Annotated in this window: 10 protein-coding genes and 3 pseudogenes; 3 read left to right on the forward strand and 10 right to left on the reverse strand. The window is 55.6% G+C overall.

Features of this window, described 5'->3' with window-relative positions:
* Positions 1 to 868: ABC transporter ATP-binding protein (locus H8S45_RS15305; protein WP_186950510.1), on the reverse strand; the 868-nt coding region annotated here is incomplete at its 3' end.
* Positions 869 to 1,145: 277 nt separating this feature from the next.
* Between H8S45_RS15305 and H8S45_RS16490 the strand changes: the two are divergent.
* Positions 1,146 to 1,334: pseudogene (locus H8S45_RS16490) on the forward strand (manganese catalase family protein); the annotation flags it as partial.
* Between the two features lie 6 nt (positions 1,335 to 1,340).
* Here H8S45_RS16490 and H8S45_RS15315 read toward each other — a convergent pair.
* Positions 1,341 to 2,840, reverse strand: a complete 1,500-nt coding sequence (locus tag H8S45_RS15315) for a recombinase family protein (RefSeq protein WP_054328489.1) — start codon at positions 2,838 to 2,840, stop codon at positions 1,341 to 1,343.
* Positions 2,837 to 3,031 (reverse strand): hypothetical protein, encoded by a 195-nt coding sequence (locus H8S45_RS15320; protein WP_054328488.1) that lies wholly within the window; start codon positions 3,029 to 3,031, stop codon positions 2,837 to 2,839. Before H8S45_RS15320 ends, H8S45_RS15315 begins: the two co-directional genes overlap by 4 nt.
* Before the next feature lie 228 nt (positions 3,032 to 3,259).
* Here H8S45_RS15320 and H8S45_RS15325 point away from each other — a divergent pair, with 228 nt between their 5' ends.
* Positions 3,260 to 4,783: a 4Fe-4S dicluster domain-containing protein gene (locus tag H8S45_RS15325; RefSeq protein ID WP_107630953.1), complete on the forward strand. Its 1,524-nt coding sequence runs from the start codon at positions 3,260 to 3,262 to the stop codon at positions 4,781 to 4,783.
* 59 nt (positions 4,784 to 4,842) lie between these two features.
* Here H8S45_RS15325 and H8S45_RS15330 read toward each other — a convergent pair whose 3' ends face one another.
* Positions 4,843 to 5,883, reverse strand: a complete 1,041-nt coding sequence (locus tag H8S45_RS15330) for an alcohol dehydrogenase (protein ID WP_054328487.1) — start codon at positions 5,881 to 5,883, stop codon at positions 4,843 to 4,845.
* A gap of 28 nt (positions 5,884 to 5,911) precedes the next feature.
* Entirely contained in the window at positions 5,912 to 6,298 is a 387-nt protein-coding gene (locus H8S45_RS15335) for a (deoxy)nucleoside triphosphate pyrophosphohydrolase (protein ID WP_147574632.1), read from the reverse strand.
* Positions 6,299 to 6,396: 98 nt separating this feature from the next.
* Here H8S45_RS15335 and H8S45_RS15340 point away from each other — a divergent pair.
* A pseudogene (locus H8S45_RS15340) lies at positions 6,397 to 6,621 on the forward strand (manganese catalase family protein); the annotation flags it as partial.
* A gap of 28 nt (positions 6,622 to 6,649) precedes the next feature.
* Here the strand turns inward: H8S45_RS15340 and H8S45_RS15345 are convergent.
* The 5 genes and pseudogenes from H8S45_RS15345 to H8S45_RS15365 all read right to left on the reverse strand — a co-directional run.
* Positions 6,650 to 8,215: a recombinase family protein gene (locus H8S45_RS15345; protein ID WP_243182512.1), complete on the reverse strand. Its 1,566-nt coding sequence runs from the start codon at positions 8,213 to 8,215 to the stop codon at positions 6,650 to 6,652.
* A 73-nt stretch (positions 8,216 to 8,288) separates the two neighbouring features.
* Positions 8,289 to 8,435, reverse strand: a complete 147-nt coding sequence (locus H8S45_RS15350) for a hypothetical protein (protein ID WP_162838366.1) — start codon at positions 8,433 to 8,435, stop codon at positions 8,289 to 8,291.
* A 403-nt stretch (positions 8,436 to 8,838) separates the two neighbouring features.
* The gene (locus H8S45_RS16945) at positions 8,839 to 9,087 is read right to left on the reverse strand and encodes a helix-turn-helix domain-containing protein (RefSeq protein ID WP_186950512.1); all 249 of its coding nucleotides are present in this window, start codon (positions 9,085 to 9,087) and stop codon (positions 8,839 to 8,841) included.
* Positions 9,077 to 9,499 (reverse strand): sigma-70 family RNA polymerase sigma factor, encoded by a 423-nt coding sequence (locus H8S45_RS15360; RefSeq protein ID WP_186950514.1) that lies wholly within the window; start codon positions 9,497 to 9,499, stop codon positions 9,077 to 9,079. The genes H8S45_RS16945 and H8S45_RS15360 overlap by 11 nt, the downstream gene beginning before the upstream one ends.
* Before the next feature lie 404 nt (positions 9,500 to 9,903).
* Positions 9,904 to 10,539: pseudogene (locus H8S45_RS15365) on the reverse strand (helicase-related protein); the annotation flags it as partial.

The following is a 10,539-nucleotide window of genomic DNA, read 5'->3' on the forward strand; positions in this document are numbered from 1 at the left end:
CCTTGATACATATCTTCCTATCTGGCCAGCGCATTTTACCATCTGGCCGCTTTGGGTATGCCCTTTTTCTTTTCATCATTTTCTCCATTCCCCCTATTGACTTTTTATTTGCAGACTTTACCTTGAGGTCGGCGGCCGCGCTGTCCGGCATATGCTTGCCAAGGAAATCGTGGATCAGTCCAGTCGCGGGATGCGCAAGCATTTCCTCGGGCGTGGCCATCTGTTCGATACGGCCGTGGTTCATGAAAATAATCAGGTCAGCCAGGTCGAGCGCTTCCTCCATGTCGTGCGTGACGAACACGATGGTCTTGTTCAGCTTTTGCTGTAAGGATTTCATCTCCTGCTGCAAGGTGCGGCGCGTCATGGGGTCGAGCGCGCTGAACGGCTCGTCCATCAGCACGATCGGCGGCGACGCGGCCAGCGCGCGCAGGATGCCGATACGCTGCTGCTGCCCGCCGGACATTTCAGACGGGTATTTGTGCGCGTACTGCTCATACGGCATATCGACCATGGCGAGCATGTCGCGCACGATCTGCTCGCATTGATCTTTCGGATACTTCAGCAGCCTGGGTACCACGCAGATATTCTGCGCCACCGTCATGTTCGGAAACAGGCCGATTTGCTGGATCACGTAGCCGATGCGGCGGCGCAGCTCGACCTTGTCCTCCTGGGCGATATCCTTCCCATCCACAAAAATACGTCCGCTGTCCGGCTGGATCAGCCGGTTGATCATTTTGAGCGTCGTTGTCTTGCCGCAGCCGGACGGGCCGATCAGGATGGCGAATCTGTTGTCCGGAATCTCGAAGCTCAAATCGAAAATCACCTGCTGGCTCCCATAAGACAGCGAAACATGTTCAAATTTAACCAAAGGCAACTCCTCTCCCTTCTCTGTTCCTGCCTCCGCTTCCGTTTTACGGCAAGCCGCGCAAACGCGCGCGGCGCCCTCTCTCCGCACGGCGCTGCCCCCCTGCAGCGCCGCGTAGTCCCCTTTGTATATTTTGTCTATAAAAATTATGACAGAAAACAGCACTTTTGTCAAATCAAGAAGTTGAAAAGACGCTCCCTCCTTACCTGCGGCGCGCGGGAAAGTCATGGTATGGCGCGTGTCTCGGCGACCCGTGGCCGTGGGAAGGAGAGGATAATTAATGTGGTCATATGATAAACGCTTACAGTTCCCTGTCAAGATCAAAAATCCCGACCCGCAGACCGCCAAGATCGTTATTACCCAGCTTGGCGGACCGGACGGCGAGCTGGGCGCCTCCATGCGTTACCTCAACCAGCGCTATGCCATGCCGTACAAGGAGTGCAAGGCTATCCTGACCGATATCGGTACGGCGGGGTCATACCGGCCCCTTTACGGTGAATACCCATTCCTGCGGTATGCCCTGCAGCCGGAGCGCCGCCGTTCCATCCGGCCGGATCTCCATTCCGTCCAGCAGGGTGCGGTAAAAGGCGTCGCCGCAGCCCGACTCTCGCCGCAGGGCCGCGCGCAGCCGCTCCGCCGCCTCCTGCAAACCGGCCGCCGCCGCGGGCTGTGCCTGCAGGCGCGCGAGCCGCCCGTCATACTGCTCCGTCAGCCCGCGCAGCTCGGCCTGGGTAATCGCCCCCTCCAGAAAAGCGTCCAAGGCGCGCAGCCTTTTCCGCCGCAGTTTTTCGGCCTGCTCCCGCCGTCTTTCCGCGTCCTCCGCGCCGCCGGACTCCATCGCGGCTGTGACCGCCCCGGCCGCTGCCTGCACCGCCGCGTCCCAATCGAATACGAGGCTTTCCACAGCCTGCCGCAGCATGAACCACGCCGCCGCTTCAGGCAGGCCCCAGCCGATGCTGCACGTGTGCTTCCCGCCGCACACGGTCCGGCCGCACACCCAGCGCCGGTATAGGCTCCCGTCTTTCCGGCGCTTTTGGCGCGGCACCAGTGCGCTGCCGCACTGCCCGCACCGCAGCCTGCCGGAAAACGGATGCCCCGCCCCCGCGCCGGCTCCTGCGCCACCGCGCCGCCGCCGCCGTTCCAGCTCCCGCTGCACGGTCTCCCACAGCGTCCGGCTGACGATCGCCTCATGGTGGTCCCGCAGGATGATCTTTTCCTCCTCCCCGTGGTTGTATTTCTTTGCATGGGAAAGGTAGTCCGGCGTGATGCTCTTTTTCTGTATCAGGTCCCCCACATATTTTTCATTTCGGAGGATCTTGACGATATGGCTGCCCGACCACGACGCGCCGCCCCGACTGGTGCGGCAGCCTGCCGCCTCCAAGCCGCGCGCGATTTCGCCGGTACTTTTTTTCTCCTCCCCGTACTGGCGGAAAATCCTCCGGACAACCGCCGCCCCTTCGGGTTCAACCGTAAGTACCCCGTCCCGCACGGTGTAGCCCAGCAGCGAGCGGCCGAACACTACGCCCTGCTCCATGCGGCGCGTCTGCCCCCACTTGACGCGCGCCGAGGTGCGGCGGCTCTCCTCCTGCGCGATCGAACCCATGATGGACAGCCGCAGTTCGGCATCCGCGTCCCGCGTGTCGATTCCGTCGCTCAGGAACAGCACGCCCACGCCGAGTTGCTTCAGCTCGCGCGTATACGCGACCGTATCCAGGATATTGCGCGAAAAGCGGCTGACCTCCTTGGTCAGAAGCAAGGAAAAACGGCCCGCACGCGCGTCGGCCATCATGCGGTTGAACGCCGCGCGCCGCTTTGTCGAAGTGCCGGTCACGCCTTCATCCGCATAGATCCGGTACAGCGCCCAGTCGGGCTGGCGGCTGATAAACGCCTCGAAATACCGCTGCTGGCTGGCAAAGGAGCCCGCCTGGTCCTCCTTGTCCGTGGACACGCGGCAATAGGCCGCGGCCCAAATCACGGCCGCGCCTCCCGTCCTGCCGCCAGATCGTTCAAACGACGCCGCAGCTCCCGTTCCACCCGCGGGTATGCCGCCGCGTCCAGCAGACCGCAGGCCTCGGCCTCCGCCAGCAGCGCCCTGCCGCAGGCCTCCCAAAAGCGCGGTCCGGCCGGCCGCGCGCGTTCCCCTTTCATCACCGGCTGCCTGTACATTCCATCGCCTCCTCTATCAGGAGGATATGCGCCGCCTCCCCGCCGCTTTCCACTTCCCGCACAGTCGGACGTTGTCCGCACCGCAGAAATTTGTTAAATTTTCTACAATTTCTTTCTTTACAACAATTGTGTTTTGCTGTATGCTTATGATGGTTGTAAAGCAGCCCGATTTTACTGTAAAAACAGGATTTATCATATCATAACTATATTGAGGGGGACGAAGAAAGAATGAGAGGCGTAGAGACCCGTATCCAGGAGATCCGCCACAGGATTTTCCGCGAGGTAGCCCGTATGGCCTACCATACTGAATGGCAGGTGGACAAACGGATCGAAGAGCTTCCCTATGAGATCGTGCCGGGCGAGGTCGGCAATTTCCGCAACGACATCTTTTTGGAACGCGCCATTGTCGGCGAGAGGCTGCGCCTAGCCATGGGCCTGCCCTACCGCAGCGCGGCCGACCACTCTCCCATTTCGGACGGCATCGAGGCCGCCGACAAGCCCGAAACCTATTATACACCGCCGTTGATCAACATCATCAAATTCGCCTGCCACGGCTGCAAGGAGAACCAGGTCGTCGTGACCGAGGGCTGCCAGGGCTGCTTAGCGCATCCGTGTGTCGAGGTCTGCCCCAAGGGCGCCGTTTCGCTCGCCCGCTATAACGGGCGTTCGGTGATCGACCAGGAAAAGTGCATCAAGTGCGGCCGCTGCGTGGAGGTCTGCTCCTACAACGCGATCATCCATCAGAAGCGCCCCTGCGCCGCCGCCTGCGGCATGGACGCCATCCGCACCAACCAGAACGGCAAGGCGGATATCGATTACGACAAGTGTGTTTCCTGCGGCATGTGCCTGGTCAACTGCCCGTTTGGCGCGATCGCGGATAAGTCCCAGATCTTCCAGGTCATCCGCGCGATCCAGTCGGGCGAGCGCGTTTACGCCGCCGTCGCGCCCGCGTTCGTCGGCCAGTTCGGCCCCAAGGTCACGCCCGGCCGCCTGCGCGCCGCGATGAAGCAGCTCGGCTTTGCGGACGTTTTCGAGGTTGCGATCGGCGCGGACCTGTGCGCCGCGCAGGAGGCCGACGACTTCCTGGAAGAGGTGCCGGAAAAGCTGCCGTTCATGGCGACCTCCTGCTGTCCCGCGTGGTCGACCATGGCGAAAAAGCTGTACCCCGATTATGCCAACTGCATCTCCATGGCGCTCACGCCCATGACGCTGACCGCGCGCCTGATCAAGCACCAGCACAAAAACGCCAAGGTCGTATTCATCGGGCCGTGCGCGGCGAAAAAGCTCGAGGCCATGCGCACCGACGTTCGCAGCGAAGTGGATTTCGTACTCACCTTTGAGGAAATGGCCGGTATCTTTGACGCCAAGCATGTTGAGCTGACCATGGTGCCGGAGGATCCGAACGGCGTCAACGACGCTTCGACCGACGGTCGCAACTTCGCCGTCTCCGGCGGAGTGGCGCAGGCGGTCGTCAACGTCATCAAGGAGAAGTACCCTGAGCGTGAGGTCAAAATCGCCAACGCAGAGGGCCTGCGTGAATGCCGCCACCTGCTTGCCGCCGCCAAGGCCGGCAAGTACAACGGCTACCTGCTGGAAGGCATGGCCTGTCCGGGCGGCTGCGTCGCAGGCGCGGGTACCATGCAGCCGATCCGCAAGTCCGCCGCCGCGGTCGGCATGTACGCCAAGCAGGCCGAGCACAAGACCGCAAGCGGCACGGAATACGTCAAGGAGCTTGACAAGCTCGTTGACTGACCGGCTTGAAAAGCAAAGAAAGGCCGCCCTTTTGGGCGGCCTTTCTGTCATTCCCGTACTTATCCCTCGGTCGTGACCGCGACCTTAACCACATTGTCGCGCCGGTGTTCAAACAGGTCATAGGCCGCGTCGATCTCGCACAGCGGGAAAATATGCGTAATCAGGGGCGTTGTGTCCAGTCGGCCCGCCGCGATCAGGCGCAGGATTTCCGCGCAGTCGCAGCCATCCACGCCGCCGGTCTTGAAGGTCAGGTTTTTGCCGTACATATCGGGCAATGGCAGCATCTGCGGCGCGTCGTACAGCGCAACCACGGTCACCACCGCGTTGGGGCGCGCGCATTCCCAGGCAAGCCGGAAGCTGTCTGCGGTTCCCGCCACCTCGAGTACCGCGTCCGCGCCGCCATGCCGGCTGTATCGCCGGACAAAATCTGGCGCCTGCTCCGGCGTTACGGTCAGCACCTCCGGATACCGCTCCTCCACAAAACGGCGGCGCACCGGATCCGGCTCGCAGACGATCACCCTGCCCGGGCCGCGCAGCCGCGCGCAGAGCAGCGTGCAGATACCCGTCGGGCCGGCGCCCAGAATCAGCACGGTATCTTCGGGCTTGATCTCCGCGATGCGCGCCGCCCAGAAGCCGGTCGCCAACACATCCCCCACAAACAGCGCCTCACGGTCGGAAACGCCGTCCGGAATCACATTCAGCCCCTGGTCGGCATACGGCACGCGGACGTATTCCGCCTGTCCCCCATCGATACGGCAGCCAAGCGCCCAGCCGCCGTTCGGGTCGATACAGTTATTGACATAGCCGTGCTCGCAGAAAAAGCACCGGCCGCAGAACGTTTCGACATTGACCGTCACCCGATCGCCGGGTCTGACCGCCGTGACCGCCGCGCCCACCTGCTCGACCACGCCGACCATTTCATGCCCGACGGTCACGCCCGGCACCGCGCGCGGCACAGAGCCGTGCTTGATATGCAGGTCGCTCGTGCAGATGCTCGCCAGCGTCACGCGCACGACCGCGTCGTGCGGGTCCTGAACGACCGGCACGGGCTTGTTTCTGAGCGCGAATTTCCCGCGCTCCATATAGGTATACGCCAGCATAAACGCCGTCCTCCTTGCGTACTGGTTTTTACTCGGCCGCCCCGCGCAGGCGGGTGAGAATCGCCTCGTCCGCAGGGCAGAATTCATATTCCGGTATTTCCGCCGGTGTGATCCAGCGCAGCGCCTCATGCTCCAGAAGCTGCGGTTCCCCTGCGGTGATGCGGGCGTTGAGCAGCGTCAGGTGGATGGACATATCTGGATACACATGCGTGACCTCCATAAACGACGCACCCGGCGCAACGGTGATCGCAAGCTCCTCCCTGCACTCACGGATCAGCGCTTCGGACTGGCTCTCGCCCGGCTCGACCTTACCGCCCACAAATTCCCAGAGCGAGCCGCGCTCCTTATGCGCCGGCCGCTTGCAGATCATAAACCTGTCTCCGTCCCAAATCAGGGCGGCTACGACTTCTTTCATCCGTTCATCCGCTCTTTTCCCTGTACTTAATGCACCTATTATAGCGCCACGGGGCGCGGGCTGTCAAATCCGGCGGGCGTCATTTCGACCCCGCCGCAGGTACAGAGGAGCTGGCGCACATGGAGATGATCTCCGCTATTGTGTACCAGCTCACCCGCAACCTGACGCCCGAACAGATCAAAGAGGGCGGCTTCGACACCTATTTTGTCGATCATACGACCGGTATCTATCCGCAGTTCGCCTCCGGCACGCCGTGGAGCGCCATGACGTTCCAGTCCAAGGGGGATCCGATCACCGACCTGTTCGAGGATATGGCAGCAGATGGTGCAATCATATAAGAACAACTTTAAATTAAAAGTTCCAGTGAATCTCAATCGGAACGTCCCTTGTTCCCTGAATACGCTTGCCGACAGATATGTAATCAATCAGTATTTCCACGATTTCACGATTAAGGTGTTCCAAGCTGGAATATTGTTCGATAATTTGACGGCGGTTATCGCCCACCGTGATTTTTTCCTCGATTTCGCCTAACTGTTTTTGTCCGTCAACAATCCCACGTTCCAATCGGGCTCGCTCCGTAGTAAAGTCCTTTGACATTTCCACATAATCATTTTCGGATATTAACCCCTTTACCTTATCCATATAAAGTTCACGGATACCTTTGGAAAGCTCGGCAACCTTTTTCTCATAAACAGCTATGTCAGAGAGCAAGCATTTTTTCTGTCCCTGCAAGTTATCACAAAATTCTATGTTCTGTTCTAACTCGTCTTTATCAAGATACTCGACCGCCAGTTTATTGATCTCGTCGATAACCATTCTTTCCAGTTTATCAACAGAGATAAAGGAACCAATACAAGCGTCCTTTGTTACATGATGGTTAGAGCATTTTAGATAATGCTTTCCGCCGCGCCGAGGGGCTGATTTAGAAGAACGCATAGTGTAGCCGCAATTTGCACAACGGGCTTTTCTTGCAAATAAACCGACTGTGCCTACGTCAAAGGGCTTTGCTCGCTGTACAAGCAATGCCTGCACCCTATCCCACAACTCCCTGTCAATAATAGGCTCATGTGTTCCCTCAACACGATACCAATCCCTTTTCGGACGCGGCTTATTTTGTTTGGTTTTATAAGACACGCTTCCATATTTTCCCTGCACCATATTGCCAATGTAGATTTCGTTTAGCAGCATATCGGAAATAGAATAGTATTTCCAAAGGGTACTGTTTTTTGTTTTCGGCGATTTATAACGCAAGCCATGCAGACGTTTATATTCTGTTGGATTAGGTATACCCCTGTCATTGAGTATACGGGCGATTGCAGTTTTTCCGTATCCTTGTGAAAACAGGGTGAAAACTTCACGGACAACGGCTGCCGCTTCTTCATCGATTATCAAATGCCCTTTCTGGTCGGGATCTTTCTTGTATCCATAAAGAGCAAATGCACCGATATGAAAACCGTTTTTCCGTCTGTTCGTCAAGACGCTGCGGATATTATCAGACATATCCTCTAAATACCACTCATTGACAAGCCCGTTAATTTGTCGTGATTTTTTGTTGCCCTTGTTTGCGGTATCTGCATTGTCAACTATACTGATAAAACGTATGCCCCATATCGGGAATAAACCGTGAATGTATTTTTCCACCAACTCAAGTTCACGAGTAAAGCGTGATTGCGTCTTACAAAGAATAATATCAAACCTGTGTTGCTCCGCGTCTTTTAGTAGACGGTTAAATTCCGGTCGTCGCCTATCAGCACCGGTATAGTCGTCGTCGCTGTAAATGTTGTAAAGTTCCCACCCCTGTTCCATAGCATATTGCAGCAGCATCGCCTTTTGGTTCTGAATACTGTTGCTGTCATCCGTTTCAAATTGCTTGTTTCTATCTTCTTCAGATAAGCGGCAATAAATAGCTACTTTCATATTCATATCTCCTTAGAGATAGGAACAAGCTGCTTCTTGCATATTATACCATGCAGAAAACAGCTTGTCATTGCTATTTTGTAAGGCGCACCGTCTTGTTTTTCTCTATTCTATTTATCATCTCAGCCCACTTTTTTGTGAATTGAGCCTTTGAAGTCGTGCTTTCGCCGCTTTTGAAAACACTTCTGCAAAGTATCTGGTTTTTATCATCATTTGCCATGATTAGCCTCCTTTCCACGATTGGCTAATACATTATATGAATAGCGGTAAGCCCTCTATTCCAATGCAATAGGGTACAGCGGATCATCTCATCTCGCATGACTGTCAATTGCGTTTTTCAATCAGGCTCATCATACGTCTGTGGCACATACCGCCCATATTTCGGTTTCTAATCTTTGTTCATAATTAAACTGCAATTACCATGTTAGGTCCGCAGGTATTCAGCCGCCGATGGTCGCTGTTGATCTGCTCATTTAACCCAGCGGATTGCAACTTTCCGGCGCTTACTTCATAGGAACGCATCCATGCTCTTTACTTGTCAAGGCTCATACTGCAGCCGCCTTTCATCGGCTTCCCCATAATCATTTTATAAATCCCCATGGGGAAGCCGATGAAAAAAGCGATTATTTGTTCCAGTACTTCTGGTAATCCCAATTCGCCCTTAAAAGCCCGTTTTCAATATGCCCCTTGACAAACCGGTCAACGTAAAATGTATAGTTACCCTGCTCATCAATACACGGGCGTAAGGCGTTCGAATGGATTATCGGTTGAAAGAAATGTACAACCCGTAGCATTGCCTGTTCGTCTCCATGTACAGCTTTTTTGACCGTATCATAGCTTAGAATCCGTTTCTCTTTTGCTTTACTCTTCACACGTTTCCCCAACAAACCATTCTCGGAGTTGTTTCATCGCTTTCCGTTTCTGGTAGCTTACTTTTTCTCTGGTCAGCTTCATACTTGAAGCTATCTCCTGATCTGTTTGCTGTAGAAAATAGGAACGCAAGATAATCTCTCGCTGTGTTATCGAAAGCTGTTTTAGTGCGTCAGCAAGATCGCTGTCATAAACAGGCACGCAAATATCCCCAATTACAAATTCTGCGCCTGTCAGATGTATCACATTTACCGGTTGTGGAATGGCCTCAAAGAACAGCGCACCCGGAATATGGCATAGTGCATCTTTTCGCAAAAATCTGTATACTTCACTTGTCTGATTTTCAATTGCTTTCCAGCAATAGCTGATAAAGCGTTTCACTATGACATCTTGTGGCGTAAGCGACGTAAGCATTACACTCACCACCTTACTGCCACTGACTGTGGAATTTACATTGTTATAGGCTGTTGAACCATCAGTTTTTGGTTAATTTTTTAATCTCAATAAATTGGAATTTTCCGGAGGTACGAGTTATGAAAAATCGAACCATGATGATAGGGTTAGCCTTACTATTGCTTGGAAATAATTTTGCAGTTCCAGGCACCTTTTTTCTATATCGGTCTTGTTTTGGGTATTATTGAATTGGTTTTGGTTATTTTCGGGAGCAAATCAAAGGAATAGCAGATTCCAATTTATCGACTTATCGGGAACCACGCTTGATATGCGTGATTCTTTTCATTTGCGGGAAAATCAATGATACTTTTTGTTGCTGTTATGCCAACAGCAGAATTTCTAACAGTCCTCGGGCAGCTTTCGTATCACACGAAATAAGGTGTCCTTACGGACGCACAGCCTTTCTCAATTTTGGCCGGATTGACGATCATCACCTGCATACCCTGCCGGAGGTGGTTTGCCACCCATTCTTCCCGTTTGCGAGGCGGGACGGTATCCTCCATGATCTCGGCGCGGACGCCGGCATCCGTGAGAAAGCGCTTGAGCCGTGTCCGACTGCCCAGACATACCCAGTTGACGTAGAGCAGCATCCGTCCGCCGGCGCTTACCTTGCGGCAGACGATCTCCAGCGTGCGCCGGTCCTTTTCGGTCTGTTCCTCCGGCAGCCCGCTGTCCTCCGCGGCGAAAAGCGCCTGGCCCGTGTCCGGATGCACCACCGGTTTGTGGCCGTACGGCTGATCCGGATAGGCCATCATGAAGTTGAGGAAAACAGACAGCAGCTTCTGGGCGAGCCTGCGGCCTTCGCCGCTCCGTGTCCTGAGCAGTTCACGGAACGATTCCTCCAGCTCCGGCAGCTGGAGCGGTACAGGGATCTCCTCGTATTCCGGCAGGTCCTTGCCCATATCCATGAGCGAGAGGAACACGCCGTTCTCCAGCAGGAAGCGGCTGTACACCAGCGGCGAAACGCCCGGCTTCTGACGGGAGCGTTTTTTCCGCTTCGC

This window comes from Agathobaculum faecis (assembly GCF_014287995.1).
Taxonomy (GTDB): domain Bacteria; phylum Bacillota; class Clostridia; order Oscillospirales; family Butyricicoccaceae; genus Agathobaculum; species Agathobaculum ammoniilyticum.

Bases quoted from the DNA above. Each gene is read 5' to 3' on its own strand.
- H8S45_RS15345 (WP_243182512.1), bottom strand. From the start codon at position 8,215: ATGAAAGTAGCTATTTATTGCCGCTTATCTGAAGAAGATAGAAACAAG.
- H8S45_RS15350 (WP_162838366.1), bottom strand. From the start codon at position 8,435: ATGGCAAATGATGATAAAAACCAGATACTTTGCAGAAGTGTTTTCAAA.
- H8S45_RS15360 (WP_186950514.1), bottom strand. From the start codon at position 9,499: ATGCTTACGTCGCTTACGCCACAAGATGTCATAGTGAAACGCTTTATC.
- H8S45_RS15325 (WP_107630953.1), top strand. From the start codon at position 3,260: ATGAGAGGCGTAGAGACCCGTATCCAGGAGATCCGCCACAGGATTTTC.
- H8S45_RS15320 (WP_054328488.1), bottom strand. From the start codon at position 3,031: ATGTACAGGCAGCCGGTGATGAAAGGGGAACGCGCGCGGCCGGCCGGA.
- H8S45_RS15335 (WP_147574632.1), bottom strand. From the start codon at position 6,298: ATGAAAGAAGTCGTAGCCGCCCTGATTTGGGACGGAGACAGGTTTATG.
- H8S45_RS15330 (WP_054328487.1), bottom strand. From the start codon at position 5,883: ATGCTGGCGTATACCTATATGGAGCGCGGGAAATTCGCGCTCAGAAAC.